At 52.8% G+C, this 23,079-nt stretch carries 13 protein-coding genes; 5 read left to right on the plus strand and 8 right to left on the minus strand.

All coding sequences use genetic code 11. The features are described 5' to 3' along the window. Positions 1-46: 46 nt before the first annotated feature. The 3 genes from KOR42_RS20025 to KOR42_RS20035 all read right to left on the minus strand — a co-directional run bounded on the left by KOR42_RS20025 (position 47) and on the right by KOR42_RS20035 (position 5,217). A complete protein-coding gene (locus KOR42_RS20025; RefSeq protein WP_146511615.1) occupies positions 47-1,708 on the minus strand; it encodes an ABC transporter permease in 1,662 nt (553 codons plus the stop codon). After that, entirely contained in the window at positions 1,705-2,712 is a 1,008-nt protein-coding gene (locus tag KOR42_RS20030; protein ID WP_146511616.1) for an ABC transporter ATP-binding protein, read from the minus strand. The genes KOR42_RS20025 and KOR42_RS20030 overlap by 4 nt, the downstream gene beginning before the upstream one ends. A gap of 87 nt (positions 2,713-2,799) precedes the next feature. Beyond that, positions 2,800-5,217 (minus strand): hypothetical protein, encoded by a 2,418-nt coding sequence (locus tag KOR42_RS20035; protein WP_146511617.1) that lies wholly within the window; start codon positions 5,215-5,217, stop codon positions 2,800-2,802. A gap of 391 nt (positions 5,218-5,608) precedes the next feature. Between KOR42_RS20035 and KOR42_RS20040 the strand changes: the two genes are divergently transcribed. Beyond that, positions 5,609-6,958: a dicarboxylate/amino acid:cation symporter gene (locus KOR42_RS20040; RefSeq protein ID WP_146511618.1), complete on the plus strand. Its 1,350-nt coding sequence runs from the start codon at positions 5,609-5,611 to the stop codon at positions 6,956-6,958. Between the two features lie 38 nt (positions 6,959-6,996). On the opposite strand, the gene KOR42_RS20045 is transcribed toward KOR42_RS20040, so the two are convergent. Continuing rightward, a complete protein-coding gene (locus KOR42_RS20045; protein ID WP_146511619.1) occupies positions 6,997-8,538 on the minus strand; it encodes a B12-binding domain-containing radical SAM protein in 1,542 nt (513 codons plus the stop codon). Positions 8,539-8,732: 194 nt separating this feature from the next. On the opposite strand from KOR42_RS20045, the gene KOR42_RS20050 reads away from it, so the two are divergent. Further along, positions 8,733-9,260: a DUF456 domain-containing protein gene (locus KOR42_RS20050; RefSeq protein ID WP_146511620.1), complete on the plus strand. Its 528-nt coding sequence runs from the start codon at positions 8,733-8,735 to the stop codon at positions 9,258-9,260. A gap of 97 nt (positions 9,261-9,357) precedes the next feature. Here KOR42_RS20050 and KOR42_RS20055 read toward each other — a convergent pair whose 3' ends face one another. Continuing rightward, complete coding sequence (locus tag KOR42_RS20055; protein WP_146511621.1) at positions 9,358-12,888, minus strand: WD40 repeat domain-containing protein; 3,531 nt, start codon at positions 12,886-12,888, stop codon at positions 9,358-9,360. Positions 12,889-13,094: 206 nt separating this feature from the next. Here KOR42_RS20055 and KOR42_RS20060 point away from each other — a divergent pair, with 206 nt between their 5' ends. Then, a complete protein-coding gene (locus KOR42_RS20060; protein WP_146511622.1) occupies positions 13,095-16,178 on the plus strand; it encodes a serine/threonine-protein kinase in 3,084 nt (1,027 codons plus the stop codon). Positions 16,179-16,713: 535 nt separating this feature from the next. Next, positions 16,714-17,712, plus strand: coding sequence for a tetratricopeptide repeat protein (locus tag KOR42_RS20065; protein ID WP_146511623.1), 999 nt, complete (start codon positions 16,714-16,716; stop codon positions 17,710-17,712). An 8-nt stretch (positions 17,713-17,720) separates the two neighbouring features. Here the strand turns inward: KOR42_RS20065 and KOR42_RS20070 are convergent, their stop codons facing one another. Continuing rightward, entirely contained in the window at positions 17,721-18,713 is a 993-nt protein-coding gene (locus KOR42_RS20070) for a prepilin peptidase (protein ID WP_146511624.1), read from the minus strand. A gap of 6 nt (positions 18,714-18,719) precedes the next feature. Beyond that, positions 18,720-19,832: a serine hydrolase domain-containing protein gene (locus KOR42_RS20075; RefSeq protein ID WP_146511625.1), complete on the minus strand. Its 1,113-nt coding sequence runs from the start codon at positions 19,830-19,832 to the stop codon at positions 18,720-18,722. A gap of 270 nt (positions 19,833-20,102) precedes the next feature. Between KOR42_RS20075 and KOR42_RS20080 the strand changes: the two genes are divergently transcribed. Further along, positions 20,103-21,335: a hypothetical protein gene (locus KOR42_RS20080; protein WP_146511626.1), complete on the plus strand. Its 1,233-nt coding sequence runs from the start codon at positions 20,103-20,105 to the stop codon at positions 21,333-21,335. Between the two features lie 38 nt (positions 21,336-21,373). Here the strand turns inward: KOR42_RS20080 and KOR42_RS20085 are convergent, their stop codons facing one another. After that, positions 21,374-22,894 (minus strand): sugar ABC transporter ATP-binding protein, encoded by a 1,521-nt coding sequence (locus KOR42_RS20085; protein WP_146511627.1) that lies wholly within the window; start codon positions 22,892-22,894, stop codon positions 21,374-21,376. Between the last annotated feature and the right edge of the window lie 185 nt (positions 22,895-23,079).

A 23,079-nucleotide genomic window follows, 5' to 3' on the forward strand; every position in this document is an offset into this window, starting at 1 on the left:
TCTCCAGTAACGCAATGAAGATCTTTTCAAATGGAAGTGGAAAGAATCAGTCGGGCTTCTGACATTCTTCCACTCTCCGCCAGAAGATTACGAGTCCGATGATGCAACCAGTGATCAGGAAATACCAATTCCATGGAACAATGGAATAAGGTTCAAATCCTCGTGTTTCCATAAGAGCAAGTGCGGAGGACATTGGATTCATGATCAAAGCGGTCTCGACGGTGCGAAATCCAAACGGGGCATCTCGACCGAGCCAGATGAGAATTGGAAGTGCGGTGATCGCAGTTAATATGCAGTACGAGGTGAGCGTGGCAGGCGTGCTCTTTCGGAAAAACGATCCGATCGCGGCACTCGTAATCACCGTGAAGATTGATGAAAGAACGAGGCTGCCGATGACGAGCAGGATTTGTTGTTGGAGGATCGGTTTGACGTAAATCATGACCAGATAACCCGGCAGAGTTGCGAGAAGGATCATCCCCATCGTCCAACTGACGCTCAGCAATTTTCCAATAACAATGGCCATCGACGATTGCGGAGTGATTCGAAGCATCGTCCAACCGCCCGATTCAATCTCGCCTGCGAGTAACCCCGCGGACATCCCCGGAGCCAGCAACACAATCAGCGCCATTTGCAGGATCACGAGCAATCCGCCAATCATTTCGACAGACCAGTCTTCAACACCTGTTGCAGCGAAGTATGTGAGTGCAATGGATGCAACAGCGCAGACGGCGATGAGTCGTAGCATCCAGGTGGCACGCCCGAATTTGCGAGAACGAAATTCTTTTGCGAGAACCGGATTCGACCAGTCGGCGATTCCAGCGGACCTTTTTTGAGGATCGACGAGAAAGAACACTCGACGAGACATCCGCTGCGACAATTCGAGATCGTCAGTCATGACTCCCGAATCCCGCGACTCGTCAAAGATCGAAACACTCAATCGCCGAATTGTCAGTGCCGCGAAAGCAAGCGTCGAAACTCCAGCGACGATGATGTATCTCCACACTGAGTTCGCATGAGAAACAATCCCCTGCCCCGCCACATCTCCATGTCCAAGAACCTCGGACAATGCAGGCAGCGGAGACGCATGTCGCAGCCAGTCGGCACCGATTGCAAGGAGCCGATTTTCGGATCCTTGAAGAACCTGATAAGGCCCCATCGTGCCGACGACGAGAAGCAGCGTCAGTGCGTAAGATGTGCGAACTGCGGAATCGATATTCTTGTTGTAGCTGCTGACTGCCAGTGCCAGTGCAGAGATCTGAATTCCCGCGACAATCAGAACGAGATACAGGGGGATGAGATCCCCGGTCATTGTCATCCCTCCCATCGCGTAGCAGGCTCCGGCCGCAGGAAGCGTCATCATCAAGAAGAGAATGAAGAGTGCGACCGCTCCAACGAGCTTGCCGATGTAAATAGTGAGACGTCCGAGCGGTGTATGAAAGAGGAGATTCAGAGTTCCCTTTAAACGTTCACGCACGATCGAAACGGCAGGCGTTACTGGAGTCAGCAGGCAAACCAGTGCTCCGAGTCCATATCCAAAGATGCTGAAGACTTCCTGAGCCCGTCGCCCCGACTCAGAAACAACAGCGTCAGTTGGCCATTGAAGCACGACCAGCAACGACGTCACGAACGCAGGAGCCAACATCAGAATGATTGACCGTGGCGACCGGAAGGTCGTCATCAATTCTCGCTCAACGACGGGATTGTTCATTCGGCACCTCCACCGGATGCGATTACGCTTTCCGTGGATTGTGAGTTTTGTGCATCGGACTTGGTCACGCTCATAAAGGTGTCTTCAAGGTCGACTTGAACCTCTCGGAACTGAACAATCGACAACCCTCGCGTGATGGCCTGAGCAAGCAATCGTTGCATTGAATCATCATCTACGGTCGTTTGAAATCGGACGGTCGATTCCGTCTCGGATGCTTCGACGTCTGCTTCCAGTTCGGGTTGTTCATTGATAAGTCGAGTCATTTCCGCAACATCAGAAGTGTCCGTGACGAGGATTTCAAAGACACGTTTCTGATGAACTTGTCGCAACACGTCATCCAGCGTTCCAAAAGCACGCAGCTTTCCGGAAGTAATGACAGCAACGTCGTGACAAATTCGTGACAGTTCGGGAAGGATGTGACTGGTCACGATCAACGTTTTCCCCACTTCTGCAAGTCGCAGCAGCAGAAGACGCATTTCGATTCGCGCTTGCGGATCCAGTCCGTTTGCAGGTTCGTCGAGAATTAACAGGTCCGGATCATGAATCAGCGTTCTGGCGATCCCGACACGTTGACGCATCCCATGAGAAAGGCTTTCGACGAAGAGATCTTTCATTCTCGTGACGCTGGCGGTTTCCATTACCTCTTCAATGCGCTTGCGTCGCACTTTGCGAGGAATTCCAAAAGCGGCGCCGAAGAAGTCGAGATACTCGCTCACCCGCATGTGCTCGTAAGATCCGAACGTGTCCGGCATGTATCCGACGAGGCGTTTGATCTTGTGAGCTTCGTTCGTACAGTCACATCCAGCGACTTTGGCGGACCCGGAAGTCGGTTTGGAATGTCCAACAAGAATTTTGATCGTCGTGGTCTTTCCCGCTCCATTCGGTCCAATGAAACCAAGAATCCGGCCACGTTGAAGCTGCAAGCTGAGATCGTCCAGTGCGACGAAATCACCATACTGTTTGGTGACGTGATTGATTTCAACAAGAGGCTCGCTGTCGTTCATAAGATTCACTGTCACGAAGTCTGAATGCGGGAAACGGCGGGAAAATGGGGACGGGTCGGGATCGGTCAGATCGACGCCGGGGAGAATTTACCGAGCGACAAATTCTCCTTCGAAGGTGATGTCATTAATGCTCCACCCCAAAGCGTTTTCTCCTTCGCCTTCGATCTGTTGCAGGGGCGGACCAACATGAAGAAGGAGCGTTAGAAAGTCTTGGGGATCGTCCGAGAAGAATGCTTCGTCTTGAAGGACGACTTGTTTTTGACCCACGGGACTCGTCCAGGTGGCGATTTCCTGTTCCTCTCCGTCGGGGCGAATGACGAGAAGCTTCAGTTCCCTGTTTGCGATTCTCAGGTCCAGTGTTGCTCGAATCTCGGAGACGCCAATGGGACCAATGTCGTCAGGCAGAAAGCATTGCAGTGTCGTATAGCTTTCCTGAGATGTGGACGCTCGCCAAGCTCCGTCCTGATTCACGTAAACAGTCGACGTTCCATAAATCGGATGGTTGGTCGCACGGTAACCAATCATTGACGAGGAAGCGGCAAATGGTGATCCCGGCGCGGGAGCATGAATGCTGATCGGAACACTGAACAACGCATCGCCGACGCGCCGCTCTGGGGAAATATCATCAATTCTGATCGGGGAAGCGTCCGTCCAGTAGTACAATCGCGGGGAATCGGGGAGACGCCGATGGCTTTGGAAAAGCTCCTTCGATATGGAAACGTATCGACGTTCACGATCGTCGAGAACATCTCCGGAAACAAACTGATCATCAGCAAGTGTCCCGCTGAGCGGACATTGAATGAGACCGCCTTCAGCGAATTCAACTCTCGAAAAACGCCCTCCCGGAAAAGCAATTAAGCTCTCTCGGATTTCGCTTTCAGGAACATTCGTGAGTCGGCCTGAAAGTCCGTCCATTCCGAAACTCAACACAGCTGCGGTTGGTCGTTCGTTTTGCATCAGACGAAATTTCGCCGTTTGCACACCCGCGGGAATGTCGAGGTTTTCCCATCGAACTGATCCCGAGTCGGTCCAGATCATGCGTTTCGCGGCACCCGGCAGACTCGGGACGAACTCATAAAACCCGTCAGCGTCGAGTTCGATCGGAATGTCTCCCGCATCATCGCGATAAATGGTGCGAGCACCTTCAAGAAGTCTGTGCCCACTCTCATCGACTTCGGCAATGTACATCGTTGCGGATGTTGTTGGAATTGCTGTTCGTGAACTTGCCCCCATCGCCACGAGGGCTCCCATCGCAGTGAATGCGAGAAGTGGAGCGTAAACTGTCATCGACATCAATTGCTCACGCTTCCACTGCATCAGACTGACGAGAACCAGAGCCGCACAGAAAGCAATGAGAATGAAAACGACTCTTGATCGACTGGGGATGACGTAACCGATTTGGCTGAGTGTGGGCTCAGAACAGTCTGGTTCCGCGACTTCGATGAACGTCTTCGGTCGATAAAATCGCTCGCTGAGAGAGAGACCAGCGCGAGTCAAACCGGGCGTTTCTTCCTCGCGTCGAGCTTCAAAATGTTTGGTCAGATGCCAAGCCGGTGCGCCAACAGTCGTGACAAGAACTTCTCCGCGACCATACGGCTTGACCATCGCGGCGGGCCACCCCTGACAATCGAGAATTGTCTCGAAATCGTCCGCCAGAACGTTCACCATCGGGACGGGAGTTTCGTAGGAAATTTCTTGCGAATCTCCGGATGTCGAACTCCCAGGATGCGAGGTAATGGCGATTGATGTCAGTTCGGTTTCGTCGACAGGGACGAGACTCCCTCCGTCAGTCAGCAGCGCGTTGGCGAGAGATTCGCCTGTTTGATCGAGCATGATCCACAGGCGCCCGCCCGCGAAAACCCATTCTCGAACGGCATCGATCGCTTCGGGATCCATCTCCATGCTTCGCGAAGCCAGCACAAGATGAGTCAGCCCGTCGTAGTCCATGACGCGTCGAGCGCTTTCTTGCCCTCGAATGGAATAGTAGGAAATCTGGTTGTAGTCCGTGATCGACCGGACCAGAGACTCAGCCTCTACTTTTCCATAGTCAGTCAGGATGAGTGTTGTCGCTGCGTCGCGAGCACACCGAATCGGTCGTGTATTGACTTTGCCTTCCCCGAAAAACGTGACGGCCGTTTCAACTCCGTTCTTCTCGAGCAGAAACATCGTTCGCAGTTCGGCATTCACCGGATCGCTTTTGGGATTCGGAAGAGCGGGAGTTCGGACAAGATAGGAAGCGCGTCGTACAGAATTGGCAGGAAGCCAAAGCCTTCGCCCGTAACTTTGACTCGCTTCTCCATCCAGCGCGGATGTAATTAGCACCATCCGGTCTTCATCCGATGCATTTCGCGCGGAAAACTCAATCGGGACCCAGGTGTTGAATGGAGAACTGATGCGGCCCGGGACTGTTACCCCGCTTCCGAGCGAGAACCCATCTTGTCCCTGCAATCCGTTGCCAGAAAGGAAGAATATAAAGACAAGAGAAAGAGGAATGAATGATCGCACGTTGTACCTGGGGAAGAGTCCATGAAAACGAGATCTTTAGGCAGGAGCAAATCGTAGAGAAATTGACATGCTGATTCCATTCGATCGGCGAAGTCGCATTCTGAGTTTTTTAAAAAGCAACAATCAGTCGCCTGAAACGGTGCATCTGAGAACCCAATGACGAAAGGGAAATCAAGAATCCTTTGATCCAAAGTCACTCAATTCCCGTTTCGGATTGAGCGTCGCATTCAGCTCAACAACTTTGCACCCTCAGCTGTATTCACTTGCTGAACTGAAGTGGGCAACCCTACTCTGCTTTGCAATCGATCATCATCAAGCAATTCCGAGTTGCGGTTGTAGGCACGGAAGATGAACGCAAGAAGTACGTTTCCCTCGTGATTCGGAGATCAAGATGAGCAATGAATCGACTGCATCGAAGAGCATCCTCGGCCGCTGGAACGCGATTCCGCTTTACCTCAGAATCTTGATTTCCATGGGAATCGGGTTGGTCGTCGGTCTCCTGATGGGAGAACGTGCGATCATCTTCGAGATTCCCAGTCAGGTCATCCTAAAGCTGCTTGCTGCGTTGGCTCCTCCGCTCATCTTGATTGCGGTGACGCATGTTCTGATGACGACGGAAATCTCCAGCAACAAAGCGGTTCGTCTGGCTGGTTTGCTCATTCTGAACACGACGGTCGCGATCTTAATTGGCTTAAGCGTTGCGAATCTGATGCAGCCCGGTGCGCGTTCCGAGGAAGAGCAATCCGCTCAGGTCACTCTGGAGGAGGACCACGCTCAAAAGTCGCCGCTCGAACTTCTGATCTCCAACATCCCCAAAAGTCTTCTGGGACCGTTGGGAGACAAACAGAATGTGATCGGAATCATTATCATCGCGGTCGCGTTCGGAACCGCTCTTCGCAGCTATCGCGATCGTCCCATCGTCAATATCGTGGATCTCGTTGAAATTGCCTATGAGGTCTTACTGAAGGTTCTTCACTGGATTATCCAACTGGTCCCGATCGGAGTCTTTGCTGTTGTCGCAACAACCGTGGGCGTCAAGGGACTCGGTGAGTTGCTCAAGATGGGCAACTTTGTGGTCGCAGTTCTCGTCGCGCTGGCGCTTCAAGCTGTCTGGTACCTCCTCCGAATTCAGTTCTTCTCGTGGGTGAAACCATTTGATGCAATTCGTGGAGTGCGAGATGCAATGATCATGGCGTTTTCGACAGACAGCTCCACAGCCACGATGCCGGTTACTTATGCCAATCTCAAGGAGAACGTCGGCGTTTCAGAGGAGTCCGCCAGTCTCGGTGCACTAGTTGGGGCCAATTTCAATAACGACGGAACAGCACTTTACGAAGCGATGGCTGCACTGTTCATCGCGCAACTGATCGGAAACGATCTCTCGATTGCCCAACAGGCAACGGTGGTTCTCACGTCGATCATCGCTTCAGTCGGTGCTTCAGGAATTCCCGAAGCGGGGCTTGTGACGATGGCACTCGTCTTCTCAGCGGTCGGCCTCCCGATCAGCTACATCCCGCTGCTTCTGACGGTCGACTGGTTCCTGGATCGATGTCGAACGACAATCAATGTGCTTGGCGATGTCAACGTCGCCTGTTTGCTCGACGGTCGAACGAAGCCTCCGGCGGATCACACCGGGATCGATTCATCGAATGGTGACGAAGACAGCGATTCTCTAAGCGACTCTCAAAGTGCGAACCAAATTCCAATTGCTCCGGACTCAAACCCTCAAAGCGAACAATAAATCGCAATGGCTCCAGCAGTGAGACCATCGAAATCGTCTTACGAAGTCCGTTCAGCCTGCGGTGTATGTTTCGCCTGTCGCTGAGGTAGCTTTGACTGGCGGTTCGAGCGTGTTTGAGGATTCGGAAGATCGAATTTCTTCAAGAAACGCGGACGGTCTTCTCGTCCTCCGCTCGTGTAATCGTCCCAGATTGATCGCGCGACCATCTCTTCATCTAGTCCTTCAACATCGACAAGAAAGCGAAACAACTGCTCCGCCAGACGAGTCAATGGAATTCCGTGTGACTGAGACTCGCGGGAATATAGCCAGTCGCTGAAGTTCAGAAACGCGTCAAATTCTGAGTCGCGGTTTTCCCAGATGAGATCGCGTGACTGACGAAAGTTTCCACTATTGGCGATCAAATCCCAGTACTTCGCAAAGCGACGCATCCGTTGCATGGTCTCAAATGAAATCAACCGATTGCTGAGAATCTCATACGGCGGAGCAGACTGGTAAATCATCTGCCATTCGTCATCGTGACGCGTGATCGGAGTTCCTCGGAGGCGTTTGAGCATCCCGACTTGAATCTCCTGCGGGTCGAGTCGGACCAACCGGTTGAAACCCGTTCCGAAGCTTTCGAGTGATTCTCCCGGAAGACCGACGATCAAATCTGCGTGAATGTGGACGCCAGTTTGATTCCGCAGAAAGCGAAAGTTGTCTTCCAGCAGCTGATTGTTTTGTCGACGACTGATGTACTGGCCGACCGTGTCGTTGAACGTCTGGACGCCGACCTCGAATTGCAGCGATCCTGGGGGAAACCGAACGATCAGGTCTCGAAGTGAATCTGGAAGGCGATCGGGAATCATTTCAAAGTGCAGAAACAGATCGTCACTCATGCGTTCAAGAAAGAACTCAAGAATGGCGCGACTGACACGCATGTTGAGATTGAAGGTTCGATCGACGAACTTGAATTGCCGGACTCCCTGGTTGTGGAGCTTCTGCATGGCTGCGAGAAACTCATCGATATCGAACTGTCGAACCGGGATGTCCAGTGCGGACAGGCAGAACTCACAAGTGAACGGACAACCTCGAGAGGCTTCGACATAAATCACGCGCTGCAGGATGTCTTCTTCGGTATACAGTTCATAAGGAAGCTGCACTTTCGATAACTCGGGAACTCCGGCGGCGATCCATTTTGGCGAACTTTCTTCAGCATTCAGAATTTCACGACACAGATTGGGAAATGCGAAGTCTGCTTCCCCCGAGATGATGTAATCTGCATGCTCGCAAATGTCGAGATTGTCGGCCTCGTAACTGACCTCCGGACCTCCGAGCACAATTTTGATCTCAGGGGCGAGTCGTTTGAGGTCAGTGACGAGGCGGGTTGTCGGTTCGAGATTCCAGATGTACACACCGAATCCGACGATCTTCGGACGCTCTTGAAGAATCGACTCCAGAACATCGCTCAACTGATCTTTGATTCCGAACTCCAGCATGACCGATTGAGCGGCCAGTTCCTCCAGATTCGCCATCAAATAGCGCAGCCCGAATGAGCTATGCCAATATCGAGCATTCAAAGTGGAAAGAACAATCGCAGACATGAAAGAGGCTTTGTTTCAAAATTGCACAGCAGACGTCGAAGTTTGACTTGGACGAACCGATTTTCCGTTCGTAGGGTATCTATCTTACTCAGTGATTGACATCGTCGCAGTAGCGATCACCCCAAGATCGACCCGCAGATGCGATGATGTCCTGATCCCAATGGAATGTCCCGACCCCGTTTTGTGTGACACATATGGTTTACGTCTACATTAACGTCCTCTTCATTGCGAATTTCTGTTCGTGGGGGACAACTTTGCTGATGGGACCGGGAAACTGGCTCATTCTTTTCTTTTCGGCGTTGTATGCCTATCTCCTCCCGCTCGACTTGCAACCAAGAGTGAGTTGGACAGTCGTGGGCGTACTCGCGGTACTCGCAATATTGGGAGAAATTCTTGAATCGGCAGCCGGAGCGGCTGGAGTGACTCGCTTGGGAGGAACCCGAAGAGGAGCACTTTATTCCATCGTGGGCGCGTTCATCGGAACGTTCACCGGAGCGATGATGGGAGTCCCGATTCCCTTCATCGGGAGTGTGGTCGCAGCGGTCTTCGGCGGTGCCCTCGGGGCATTCGGAGGGGCCTATCTCGGCGAGCGGGAACGTCTGCATGGCGACCGATTCGCCATCGGAAAAGGAGCGTTTTGGGGACGACTTCTCGGGACATTCGGAAAGCTGATCGTCGGTGCAATCATGCTCGCACTGGTTACAGTCGATTCAATCTTCTGATCCACCCTCTCTTTCTAACCGCAGCGAGTCTTCTGTTTGCACACAGACATCATGGCTCGTGTCGGATTCAGAAGAGTGAGTGAGAAAATAACGCCAATTAAAGGGACGAACCGAGTTTGCTGGAACCGAGTCCGCGTCCGGCGTTTTGACCGAAGACGTATCTCGGAAGTTCAAACCTGAGCAGAGACGAAGCTGCGTTTGTCCACATTCTTTCGCTCAGTTGAGCGGCTGCCTGCTGGATGGCTGCGTCCCCGGTCACGCCATCTTCAATGTCGACGCTGCCGGTGTTGTTCGTGGAACTCGATCGCTGCCAGAGCGTTTGTTCTCCCTGACGAATCGATAGCGTCCACGTGACGCGTTCTTCGTCGAGATCGGAGTCTCTTGAGAAGAGCGAACCGTATCGGCCGAGGCTGATTCCGTCGCCGGTCTTTCCATGTTCCCCGCGAATGACAAGCCTCAGTGGGGATGACGGATCGATGCGAACATTGTGACTCGCGAATTGTCGCGTCATTGCTTCGGTGACTTCCTGAGAGAACCCTCCCCGATTCGGAGGAGTCGGAACCTGAATGTCGAGGGCAATCGATCCCCCCGGTTGTAACAGCAGGTCAATCGGCGGATCGGCGCTCGCCAGAGCGTTCACGGCCTGAGAAGTCGGCAACGGTGTGTTGAGTAGCTGATAAGGATCGTTGGATTTAATTTGCGAGAGAAACCAGTTCTTCTCTCCGCCCTGCGAAGCGATTCGCAGACCGTCGAGATTGTAGATCCAAGCAACGGCCTTCTTGTCGACTGAGACAAGATATCCTCCGTCCACGAGGACGAAATCGTTTCCGTACCATTGCAGCGTTTTTCCGGACATCGGCAACGGGAACGAGGTCTTGAGTTGTCCGGTAGCTGTGTCGATGATGGCCATTTCGCCTCCGCCCGGAGGAGAACTGAGCAACGCCAGCGACGTTCCATCGGCTGTGTAGGCGACTACTGACAACTCACCTGAGAGTCCGAGCTGATCCCCTCGCGCGAGGACTTCGCCTGTGTCCGAAGCGATGACGGTAATGCCGCCCCCTTCCAGAAGAGCCAGCTGTTTTCGGCCCGGGCTGAAAACCGGCCAGTTTTGGACGGAGTCGAGAAAGACCTCGTAGACTGCCTTGCCCTCGGGGACTGACCAAAGCGTCAGCTGTTTTTCTGCCATGGTGAAGAGATGACTGTCGTCAAGAAACTCACACCACAAAATCGGGGCGCCTCCGTCGCTTCTTCCCTGATCATAAGGAAAGAAACCGGCGACGTGACTCTTCGATTCAAGGTCCCACAGATCGAATCGGTTAAAGCCTTCGAGGTCCCGAGTGACGACGAATTTCCCGGACGGAGAGATTCCGTGAAACCCGGACGGGAAGGAAAACTCGAACCGTTCAGGTCGAGTGGCTGAAGAGATGTCGCCGTATTCAATCCAGCTCTTGAGCTTGTCAAGATCGGACGTTTTCCCGTTCCAGATTCGGATCGCCTGATTGGTATAACCTGCGACAGCCATGTTCTCACTGGGAGTGAGACTGGCGTGATAGACATGTTGCCCAGTGAAACCGTTGATTTGTCCCGTTGAAGACGACGGCGTCTGAGCCGGGTCGGGATGAAGATTCCAGAGAGGCTGCCGTTCAACATGGACATATTGAACCTGTGAACGATCAGTGACGGTCGCGACATTCTTTCCACCGGTTGGAGTGATTTCGAACGGATTGTCGGCGACCATCGCTTCGGAGGCGAGTTGCTCGCTGTTCCAGCGTGTGAGGTTTGTTGGAACTTCCTCAAGATCGAAAGTGTCGAAGACGTCACGCTGAACGACGCCAATGTGCTGATCAGTTAATAGCCCAAGTCGATAGAAAACGTTGGACGTCAGGAACTTTTCCCCGGCGCCGGTTTCCGTGTTAAAGATTCCTTTTCCGTAGACCAGAATTCGTTTGCCGTCCGGGAACCAGTCGACTGAGGGCCCCTGATACTTTCTCTCGCCGTCGACAGCCCGACTCAGCGACCCTTCATTTTCATAAGAAGCCAGCAAGCGTCCCGAGACAACGTCCCAGATTTGAATCCACGTATTCCACGAACCATCCATCAGAACCGCGAGTTTGGAACCGTCGCACGAAAACGCAGAAGCAACATGACTGATCGAGCGGCTTCCGGACATATCGATCTGTGCGGCCGGCTGTCCGGTTGTTAGATCGTAGAACATGATGTCGTAGGTGAATCCCGTATTGCCAGGAACGGCGAGATACCGTCCGCCGGGACTCAATGCCCACGACGTTCCCGGATACCAGACCGAGCGTCGAGCGTCGCGTCCGATTTCGATCGTGTGTTCGAGTTCGAGATTCGGAACGGTCCAGACTTTCGCCACTGCTCCATCGTAAAGCACGAGGCGGTTGTCCGCGGCGAACATGAGAAACGCCGCTCCACCCAAAGGTATTTCGTGGTTGGTCTGAGCAATCGGCTTTCTCTGATCAATGTCGTAAAGCCCGATGATGTTTGTTTTCTCCGGCTGGGCAGCGAAATAACGTCCATCGGGACTCAAAGCCATTAAGTGACTGTCCTGAAGTTGAAGGCTCTTGACGAGTCCCAGCCGTTTCTTGGGATCGAGTTGCCAAATCACGCGCTGATGGCCGGTTCGTTCGTTCAGTCCGAGACCGACGACGAGTGACGGCATTTGCGGATAGAGGATTCGCAAGGGAGTATAAAACGGTCCCGGCGGCGAATCCGTCGAAGGAACATCAATCTCCAGCATCGCTTCTTCGCTGAGCTCGTATGGATAAATCGCCGGGTCAGCTTGCATCTGCCACGGGACAGGATCTTGTCCGGGAGAACGCTGGCTCATGCTGCGGTATTGTGCTTCGCTGACACCTAATCCACGAAGATATCCAAACGAACGATTTGTCGGAGGGGCTCCACCAATCGACGCGGGAGGGCCGGTTGTCAATTTTTCGGCGACGGGAAGATTGCGTTGGCTCAGATTCAATGCACTTCTGGCAATCGAAATTCCATCGTGGATGTCATGCCCTCTTCCTCCGAAGCCAGAGAAAGATCCGAAGGAGTTGAAATCGTACTGCCGCTCCAGATGGAGTTCTGCGATTTCCGCACGTTTGATGGCATCGAGCAGACTCTCCAGAACTTCACTTTTAAGAGTTCTGGCTTCTTCAGCATTAGGGGCCTGCATTTGCGAGACCTTGCTCTCGATGGGACTCATCTTTTGATAGAGCTGCTCAGTCTGTGTGAGTTGAATACTTTGCTTTCCGCTTCCCGCGAGTCCTTCGTACTCGTTGCTCATCCCGTTGAGAAGGTTCGTAATTTCACGAACGGCCTCTTTGAGCGCCGGGAGGTCAGCAGAACTCCCTGTGCCAAAGGGAGACTGGGCTCCGGAGACCAGAGATCCCGGTTGGTCGGATCCGGGAGCATCAGCATACGGGTCGACAGATCCTCCGGGATCGGATCCGCCGCCACAGCCGAGTAACAACACGCAGATCAAACCGATCGATGAAACTGGTGAAGAACTGATCCTGTCTCGCATCATCACAACTTTCGGTGTCATCACTTTCTGGCTCCCAGCTACGGTCCCCATGTTGAGGTCGGTATCCGCAGGAATGTAGTCTTGCATTTGTAGGAACTCGTTTCAACTTCGATTGCACCAATTGAATTGCGATTCGCAAATCTGCGCTGACGCGGTTTGCAATTGGACCAGTGGTTCCTCTTTTCGATACGGCAAGCTATTCTCAATGTTCAGCAGATCAACGGGCGTCGCTGGAGATTCTTCACTGGTGCTTCGTTGAAACGGGGGCAAGCTTACAATCAGAAGGGGGAGACATGGAATTCTTGTGTCCAATTTGCCAGCATCCCCTGAAATTTGCGGACGACGATCTGCTCGAAACCTCCGACGTTTTTGCAACGTTGTCGAGTGTCGACTGCCCCAACTGCGGAACCGTCCATCTCCCTGACGCAGAAACGCAGACGCGAATCAACTCTGCGATTGGCGTTGAAGGCAACGGGCGAGTTGCCCACTTTGAACTGATTCGACTCCTTGGACGAGGCGGATTCGGGTCCGTCTGGCTCGCTCTCGATGTCGACCTCAATCGAGAAGTCGCCCTCAAGCTTCCCATCTCGCAGCGAGAGGAAGCGACAAGCCTGGTGCACGAAGCCCGGGTTGCAGCCAATCTTCACCATCCGAATATCGTGTCGGTTTATGAAGTCGGAACAAGCGACGATCAGATCTTTATTGCCAGTGAATACATCGAAGGTCTGACGCTTCGTGATGTTCTGAGTACTGGGAAACCGAAACGGGAACTCGCTGTCGAATACACGACCGTGATCGCCAAAGCACTTCATCACGCACACCTGCGAGGGATTGTTCACCGGGACGTGAAACCCTCCAACATCATGATCAATGCTTCCGGCCAGCCAGTCATTATGGACTTCGGTTTGGCAAAGAATATTTCGGTCGAAGAGTCGATGTCCTCCGAAGGGCAAATTCTGGGAACAGCGAAGTACATGTCTCCCGAGCAGGCGAGCGGGAAAACTCGCGAAACGGACCGCCGCTCAGACATCTATGCGATGGGAGTGATTCTCTTCGAGATGATCACCGGATTCCCACCCTTTCGCGGCAATGTTCGGGCTGTGCTTCATCAGAAGATTTATGAAGAGCCCCCTTCCCCGCGGTCTCTCGATCCAAGCATTCCGAAAGACCTGGAAACCGTCTGCCTGAAGTGTCTCGAACGCGATCCATCAAAACGCTACGCCTCGGCAGAAGAAGTGGCGCATGAACTCGTGCGGTTTCAACGAGGGGAGCCGATTCTGGCGCGTCCGGTTTCGTCGGCCGAAAAACTGTGGAGATGGTGCCAACGCAGACCGGGAGTGGCACTCCTGATTGCGGGATTGATTTCGAGTCTCACCTTTGGATTGGTCGGGGTCAGCTACTTCTGGTATCGATCTGAGAAAAGCGCAGCTCTGACCGATCAGGCCTACTATCGGTCTCAAATGCGATTGGGATCAGAATACGAATTGCGCGGCGACATAGATGGCGTCAGGGCAAGCCTCTCGCCGTTTGGTCCGAAGCAGAGACTGGCTGGTCTGCGTGGCTTTGAATGGAACTACTTAAATCATCGCCTATCTCCATATCTCGATCGCATTCAAACCGGAACACCTATCAGCGAAATCGCAATCTCGCGCGACGGAAAGTACGTTGCTGGTGTGGGGAATCAACGCACGGTCGACGTCTGGGAAACGCAGACCGGTCGACTCGTTCGAACTCTGGAAATTGAAGCGGGGAAGTTTCTCTCGGTCGACTTTTCCCCAATCAATGCAAACTTGGTAACAGGATCATCCGACGGATTCGTGCGCATCTGGAATCCGGTTCTCAGCGACCGAATCGAGAACGAAACAAAACACGGGCCCGCAGTCTCTCAAGTGGAATACTCCCCTGACGGAACTCGCTTCCTTTCAAGAGGAACACGCGGAGCGGTTCGGATTTGGGATGCGCAGACGATGGAGAACGTCATCGAGATCCCAACCGGTGGGAAGAACATTGTGAAGGATGTTCAGTTTTCACCCGATGGGAAACAACTTGCTGTTGGAGCAAGAGACGCTACGACGCACGAAGGCAGCATTCAACTCTGGCAATATGCGGAGCGGATCAAGCAGGACCGATTCGGGCCGATTATGATGCTCGAGAAAATTGAATACACCTCCGACGGAACCATGATTGCAGCGGGAACAGCGGGAGGAACAATTGTTTATCTCAACCTGGCTGACGCTCAGCAAATTGAAACAAAACTGATCCAATTGGGGGCGGTCGGAGACCTTGGATTCGCAAGCCAGACGAATCACCTGATGGTTGTTGCGAGTTCCGGAAACCTCAATGTTTATGACTCTCAATCACACAAAGAAGTGAATTCCGTCACAAGTCATAACTTGAGCTTTGGCTGTATGGACCAGACTGTCGACGGAAAGATCGTCGCTGTCGGAAGTGGAACGGGTGACATTAAGCTCTTCGACACCAACTCGCTCGTTCAACCGAGCGTGATATGGGCAGATGATTTTATCAGTCAGTCTGCCATCATCCCCTCAAAGAGCGAGGCAATCCTTCTCGTTGGGAATAAATCGGTCTGGAGATACGAGTACGGCGACGCGGTGACCGCCACGAAAATCTATGAAGCCGACGAGGGAATTATTACATCGTTGGCGCTCCGGTCTCAGGGAGACAAAGTTGTGCTCGCCGGACGCGGGACAGATTTGATCGTTCTGGATTTGGAAGAGAACGAAATGGAGTCACGAATTCCGAAGCTGTCCGATCTGGAAGCTCGCGTTGCTGTCTCTCCTGATGGAACACGACTGATTGTCGCTGACCAGAACGGCAGCATTTCGATGCGAGACTGGTCCGACCTCGAAACTTCCATCGTCGATGTTTCTCCGGACGGAGTTATCATTTCGGCAGTCATCTTTTCTCCGGACGGAAGCGAATTTGTCACCGCGCACCAGGATGGGCGAGTCAATTTCTGGAGCGTCGAAAACGGCGAGCGCTTGCCCCACTCACTCGAAGTTCCGACTCCGGTGGAAGCTCTATGTTTCTTGAACGGAGGAGATCGCCTCATTCTTGGTAATCAACGAGGAGGAATTTTTGTCTGGGACCGAGGAGTCTCAGGAACAGTGAAAGAAGTGAACGGACACACCGCGCGAATCAATGCAATCAGCGCGTTTCAGGATGAACCGAGATTCATCACTGCAGGCCGGGACAGACTGTTGACGATCTGGGATGCCGCGAGGATTGAGCCAATCACATACCTCTACGGACACGAAAAACAGGTCTTCTCGATTTCGATTTCGGAGGACGGAGATACCGTCATCTCGACGGGGCTCGCTGGTGATTTACGGCTTTGGCAGGGGAAGGAGGATTGATTCCTGTCTCAGGGTGTAAATGTCTCAACCATCATTGATCGCATTGTTTCACGGGCAGTGGGTTTCACGGAAACTGGGGTTCGCAGGTACTGGGGCATCCGATTTTGAATTCTCACTTGTTCGGGGAAGCAGTCCATTCGAAGTGCGATCGGTGGAAACGATCCGTCCCAGTGGCTGGAATTTCGTCTTTGAAGCGGCCTGATGGAAGTCGTTCATCAGAGCAATTCCTTACCATCCGCTCAGTCAGTGAATTCTGCTCGACTCTTCTAATCATCCTCCTTCTTGATTCAGTCCTCCGGGATGAATCGTTTTCGATCTCGTGCTTCCGACGACTGGGAATTGGGAATCTACAGTCTTTGTAAAGATGCTCGATCGATGGCTTTTTCGTGAGTTCTTGTCGGGCATGAATCAAGTCGCTCGTCCTCTGATTCGTGCTGCCTCTGAATTCGGTTCTGACAGCTCGCCGAAGGCAACACCTCCGGTCAGTGGATGCATTAGTTGAGCCCAATCGTGTTTCTAGTCACGGCTTGTTGACATGAACTCAAAGAGTCCGCTTCTTTCGCTCGTTCTGACAGTCTCCGTTTGCACGTCGATCGCTTCTGCGGAAGAAGTGTCCGTCGAATCGACTCCCGATCAGCCAACGATTGCCCATCAGATTCTCGATCTGGAAGCCGAAGCTTCCGAGGTGACCGACAAGCACTACGAGACTTTGGAATCCATTCTTTCAGATGCGGAGTTGCTGTTTGCGAATAACGAGATGCTGGCCAAAACTACGTCGCAAAACGAAGCAATCAGATCGCTGGCGTCAATCGGCCAACTTCTTGCCCGGCGCGGGTTTCGGCTACGGCTTGGCGTGAAGTCGTTTGCAGAGATGCTGACTCCTCGGAGCGATCGATACGGAAGAATCTATTACGAATACGATTGCGACACCAGCAGCTTGCTTTATGTCTCCATCGGACAGCGACTTGGATTACCTATCTCGTTTGTTGAAAGTAAGATCCCCGGCAGCACGGTCAACCATAACTTTGTCCGCTGGGATTTCGGAAACTCCACCGGGATCGACTGGGACACCAACGGACGCTTCGTTCGACGCCCAGCAGTGGTTGGAAAGTTCTACGGACGATCATTTTCCCCAAAGCGACTTTTGGCTTATGCGTATTTCATGCGAGGCAAAACCTGGGACGAACAGGGAAGCCCCTTGAAGTCGATCGAAGACTATCGACGGGCTTCGGAAATTGATCCCGGACATCCGCGGCCAGCGAATAATCTGGCCTGGATGTATGTTTCGAATCGTGAGGTTCAAGAGGTCATGGAATTCTCAGAAGCTCTTGAGTATGCACAGCGTTCTCTCGAGACAGACCGAGATCCGAACATTCTCGATACGCTGGCTTGCACAATTGCCGAAGGCGGAGATTTCTCTCAGGCAATCACTCTCGAATATGAAGCATTACGAATGACGAACTCAAGAGAGTACGCAAATCGACTCTCCGGATTTCGCCGGCAGATGACTTATCTTCAGCAACAAGGGCGATGACCGAACGCTTATTCTGACTTCTCGTCGACAAAGCTGAGCGACTTATAGTAGCGAAGCAGGGCCAACATGAAGATGAGCAGGCCCATGCTCAAACCGGCTGTGATCGCCATCGAAACCGGGTCACCAAAGAATCGTCGCATCGCGAAGATGGAGCCACGTCCCGGATTTTCTGCCAGCGTCAGCGGAATTTCGAGCATCCAGATCGAACGCCAAGCGATGAGCACCACCACCGCTCCCAATGCTAAAAACGGTCCGTATGGAATCGCCGGGCGATTGCTCGTGACTTGAATGATCAATCCAATCACCAACGCTAAAACCGGAGCAAGCACGTAAGCGATCAACGTCGGTTGCCAACCCAGAAACGCTCCAATCATTCCCATCAACAGAATATCGCCCGATCCCAAAGCAGGCTGCCCGAGAAGACGAGCGGAGATCGAACGTGTTCCCCAGGCCAGAATTCCGCCAGTTAGAACACCGACAACACTCCAGACGAGGCCATGCAGATGGGGATGTGCAGAAAGCCACTCCGGAAGATACGGGCCACGCAATTGCGGAACTTCCTGATTCCAGTCGACCCACAGATGCGCGAGCTGTGTGTCTCCCGAGAGAAACGCAAGACCTGTTCCCAGCAAGATGCCCAGCTTGCAGTTCCAGTCCAGAATCGAGTACGTGCGCAAGTCGGTGACGCTGATCATCATCAGCAGTACGACCAGAGCCAGATGCCCGATGAGTCGCAGATTTCGCCCCGCTTCGGAAGGAATGACTTCCGGTGTTGATTGAGATTGGAATCCTAGGACACAAACGACCAATGCCGCTCCCAGAAGACCATTCGCAATGGATGAAATCAACGGCCAGCGATCGAACGGAAGTCCAAAGTCTTTCAGCGACCTTCGAACGCCGATGAACGTGAGAACTCCCGTCGCCATGCCTCCCATGACTGCCCAGAGCCAGACCGGAAAACTGAGGACACCGAAGTCATTGATTGCTTGCAGAACGGACACGCTCTCTTATCCCACCAGACCCAAATCTTGATAGATCGCGGAGTTCAGATCACGGAAGCGTTCGTTGTGAATTTCTTCCCCCGGACAACCATTTGCCACTGCGGCCACAACAAGTCCGTGCCCGGGGTCAGCAAGCCCGATTGAAGACTGGGCTCCCCCGTGACCGAAACTGCTTTCGCTCGCGTATCGCCCGAATCCGTAAGGAACCGTGTCAGCTCCATAACGATTCGAGTTGACGATCACGCCGAGTCCGAAGTCCAGCTTGTGTTGAAACGTTTCATCAAACATTCCTTCACGCTGCCGAGACGTCATGAGTTGGACAGCCTCTTCCGAAAGGATTCTCTCTCCGGAGGAATTGAGTCCATTCGCCAGAAGCATCTCGTAAAACTTCCCCAGCTGGCAGACGGGGCCGCGCATGCTTCCGCCAGGTGATGGCGATGTGCAATAGTCTTCACGGTGTCCATGCGTGGCTTTGAGATCGCCATCGAGAACGGTGTACATGATTCCGATTCGCAAGCCGTAGGCATTATGGATCGACGAAGGCATCGACATCCAGCAATCGAGCATTCCGAGCGGTTCGAGAATTTCCTCACGAACATACTGGTCGACTCCACGCCCGTCGATCCGCCGGATGATTTCTCCCAGAACGAACCACGAACGAGCGGGATCGTACCCTGCCCGTTCTCCGGGAACCCAGTTCATTCTGAGTGACGCCCCGCAGATCTTCGCGAGAATGTCATCCCATTCCTGCTGAGGCCATCCGGTCGAGACCGGTCTCAATCCAGCGGTATGCGTGAGCAATTGCCGAATCGTGAGCGCCTCTTTCCCTTTTTCAGCGAACTCAGGGACGATGCTGGCGGCGGGCTGTTCGATGTCGAGCTTGGAACGATCCACCAGTTGCATGATCGCAGCAGCTGTGAGCGGTTTTCCCGATGAGAGCCAGAGAGACAACGTCTCACTGGTCATTGGATCTCCAATTCGATTCTCGCCGACAGCCTCATCAAGCAGAGTTTCGTTGTTCCGGGAAATATAGACTTGAACACCGAGATGGTGTTCGCGTTCGATTCCCTGTTCGATGACTTCGAATGTCGTCGGGAATTTGGCATCAAACTCAGGCATTGTCAGTTGGCAGTGGTGGAGAAATTGGGGTAGTGGTTAACAGGAATTCATCGTACTCTAGCAAGTGACTCGCTAATTCTCTTCCGGGACCTAAGAGGAATCTCGACTCACGTCATGTTCGACTGAAACGGGGGCCACTCGCTCTTCCGAACAAAACTCGAGCCTGAAATTCGCGCCGAATTCCGAATTCCCTGATGAGTCGCAATCAGCCTTTGGACCCGTTCAAGTGGTTCGCTACGAGCTGCTGACAACGAAACATGGAGGAGTGACATGAGACAGACGTTCGGATTCTTGCTAGCACTCGGTTTCTCATCAACTCTGTTTGCCCAAACTGATGAAACTTCCAGAGAATCGCAGCTTGCCCGGTCTTACTATCAAGCTGTCGAGAACGATGACTTTGAGCATGCTCGCTCACTCTTTCGCGAACTGCGGAAGGAATTCCCTGACGATTCACTGACCAAACTCGTCACTTCTCACTGGAAGTTGACCATCAACAACCGAGCATCGTCCAAAAATTCGGTCGAGGCCGATCAACAACAAATCGTCCGGGTTTACGCGGTCGCTGATCTGGTCATTCCGCTTCCCCCTGTGGAAGACGCTCGAACGTCCGAGATGACGGTAAAGAACGCCATTCAACTGACGGATCTCATCAAACAGACCATCAGCCCCGACAGTTGGCAAGATTCCCAGACAGACAAAAGAATCGCCGACGGCATCGGGGAAATCCGATTCGACAAATCGACTCTCTCATTGGTGATTCTGCAGACGGCTGAAAATCTCGACAACATCACCGGTTTGCTCGAGCAATTGAGAAGACTGCAGGACCTCCAGGTTTCGATGGAAGCTCGTTTTCTGTCCATCCCTGCTGACCTGGCGAAGTCATGGCCGTCCAGCAAGATCCAGACAGCAAAACAGTGGGACAGCCAACTTGAAGCTCTCCGATCAGGAACGGATTTTAAGTCGTTCTTTGCCCCAAAAGTGACTCTCTTCAATCATCAGACAGCCTCAATCACCAGCAATGGTTTGACGCTGGAACTCTGCGGAAAGATTTCTCCCGATCGCCGCGATGTCGAATCGTTCATCTCGATTCAGGATCACGGGCGGACCGTTGACCAGCATTGCGAGACGATTCGCGATGGGGATGTTCTCGTGCTGTATATCGGAACTGAAGCAACCGAAGGAAACGGAATGCAATTTTCGGGGCAACTTGATCGCCGAAGATTGCAAAGCCTTGGCGTGAAAGTTCCCGATTCTGAAGACCGCCATTTGTTCCTCGCACTTCGTCCACGAATCATCGTTCAGGAAGAAGAAGAGGAACTGATCGGAAGCGTGACTTCTTCAGAAAACGATTCGAAAACCTGGATCGCACCAGTTCCGAAACGGAATCGAATCGAGATCCCGGAAATCATTCGGTCGACCATCACCTTTCCCGCCGGCATGAATTCGCATCAGGAAGCCTGGGAAATTAACTGGCCAGTGGAACACGTTGTCCCAATTCGGTAGACGCGAAAAGCTTGGAGTCGTTGAAGAAGAATGCGACTTCAACAGTTCATTTCGGTAGCCAGTTCCATAATTCGCTCTTCGGAGAACTCATCGCTGGTGAGTTCTCCGGTGAGTCGACCTTCGCACAGCACCAGAATTCGATCGCAGAGAGTGATCAGTTCCGGAAGCTCGCTGGATGTCACAATAATCGCCAAGCCCTCTCGGCACAGCTTGTCGATCACCTGATACAATTCCGCCTTGGCCCCCACATCGACACCGCGCGTCGGGTCATCCAACAGGAGAACGTCAGGATTGGTTCTCAGCCAGCGTGCGATGATGCATTTCTGCTGATTGCCGCCAGAAAGCGCCGTGATCGGTGTTTCGGCAGAAGCAGTCTTCACTCCCAGTTCGGAAATGGACTCGCGAGCTGCACTCTGTTCGCGACCCGGTTGAATCATTCCACTCACCGAAGCTTCGTCGAGCGTGCAGACGGTAATATTTTCTCGCACGGACATCTGCTGAAACAAACCCAGGCGTTTGCGGTCTTCAGTGACCATCGCGATTCCCGCAGCTTTCGCATCAGCCGGATGCTCGAAGTGAACCGACTCACCGCGGAGTAGAATTTCCCCTTGAGGAGGAGTCTCGCTCGCACCGAAAAGTGCTTCGAGAAGTTCTGTCCGCCCTGCCCCCATCAATCCGGCAAAGCCCACGACTTCGCCTCGACGAAGCGAAAATGAGACATCCTTGAGTCTCCATTCTCTCGCATGTCCGGGCCACGGAAGCGACAGATTTTTCACGTCGAGGATCGTTTCGCCAACAGCACGATTTGCACCGAGTTTGACCGATTCAATCTCTCGACCCACCATCAGATGAGTGATTTCTTGTGGACTTGTCTCTTCCCGATTAAGAGTCTGAACATGCTTCCCGTCGCGGAGAACGGTGATTCGATCTGACAGACGAAAAACTTCCTCCATTTTGTGGGAGATATAAAGAATCGTGACGCCGTCGTCGCGAAGCTTTTGAATGACACGAAAGAGCCGTTCGACTTCCGTTTCCGTCAGCGCGCTCGTCGGCTCATCCATGATGAGAATGTCAGATTTCAACGATAATGCTTTGGCGATTTCCACAAGCTGCTGGTCGCCAACACGTAATTGTCGAACAAGCTGACGAGCGGAGATTTCGCAGTCGAGCTGTTGGAAAAGTTTCGACGCTGCCGAGTCCATGGCCCCATCGTTAAGAAACCATCCCCTTGAAATTTCCCGCCCCAGAAAAATGTTCGCAGCGACACTCAACTCTTCCACCAGATTTAATTCCTGATGAATAATGCTGATGCCGATTTCTTCAGCAGCGCGTGTTCCGGTCAAAGAGACCCGCTCTCCCGAGATGAACATTTCTCCCTCGTAGTCGGTGAGGACTCCGGAGAGAATTTTCATGAGCGTGCTCTTTCCCGCTCCATTTTCTCCACAGATCGAATGGAACTCGCCGCGACGAACATCAAACGAAACGTTCTCAAGTGCAATGACACCAGGGAATCGTTTGGTCACGTCGCGAAATTCAATCGCAAGCTCAGGCTCTTGCATCACTCATCTTTATGAAAACTGGAAAATTGCAGTTCGACAGGTCCGCATCTTAGAGAATCAGCCACATCGCACCAATCCAACAGTCGCGGTTGATCCAAGATTGGCACACAGAGTTGATGGGAATTTTGCTTCTATCGTAGCCCTCACAACGTCCGCTCAATACAGTACCCTGCTCCTTCAGTACT

It is taken from the genome of Thalassoglobus neptunius, assembly GCF_007859735.1.
In the GTDB taxonomy this organism is placed as follows: Bacteria; Planctomycetota; Planctomycetia; order Planctomycetales; family Planctomycetaceae; genus Thalassoglobus; species Thalassoglobus neptunius.

Excerpts from the sequence above, each read along its gene's own strand:
- KOR42_RS20025 (WP_146511615.1), bottom strand. The coding sequence starts at position 1,708 with ATGAACAATCCCGTCGTTGAGCGAGAATTGATGACGACCTTCCGGTCG.
- KOR42_RS20030 (WP_146511616.1), bottom strand. The coding sequence starts at position 2,712 with ATGAACGACAGCGAGCCTCTTGTTGAAATCAATCACGTCACCAAACAG.
- KOR42_RS20040 (WP_146511618.1), top strand. The coding sequence starts at position 5,609 with ATGAGCAATGAATCGACTGCATCGAAGAGCATCCTCGGCCGCTGGAAC.
- KOR42_RS20045 (WP_146511619.1), bottom strand. The coding sequence starts at position 8,538 with ATGTCTGCGATTGTTCTTTCCACTTTGAATGCTCGATATTGGCATAGC.
- KOR42_RS20050 (WP_146511620.1), top strand. The coding sequence starts at position 8,733 with ATGGTTTACGTCTACATTAACGTCCTCTTCATTGCGAATTTCTGTTCG.
- KOR42_RS20055 (WP_146511621.1), bottom strand. The coding sequence starts at position 12,888 with ATGCAAGACTACATTCCTGCGGATACCGACCTCAACATGGGGACCGTA.
- KOR42_RS20060 (WP_146511622.1), top strand. The coding sequence starts at position 13,095 with ATGGAATTCTTGTGTCCAATTTGCCAGCATCCCCTGAAATTTGCGGAC.
- KOR42_RS20065 (WP_146511623.1), top strand. The coding sequence starts at position 16,714 with ATGAACTCAAAGAGTCCGCTTCTTTCGCTCGTTCTGACAGTCTCCGTT.
- KOR42_RS20075 (WP_146511625.1), bottom strand. The coding sequence starts at position 19,832 with ATGCCTGAGTTTGATGCCAAATTCCCGACGACATTCGAAGTCATCGAA.
- KOR42_RS20080 (WP_146511626.1), top strand. The coding sequence starts at position 20,103 with ATGAGACAGACGTTCGGATTCTTGCTAGCACTCGGTTTCTCATCAACT.
- KOR42_RS20085 (WP_146511627.1), bottom strand. The coding sequence starts at position 22,894 with ATGCAAGAGCCTGAGCTTGCGATTGAATTTCGCGACGTGACCAAACGA.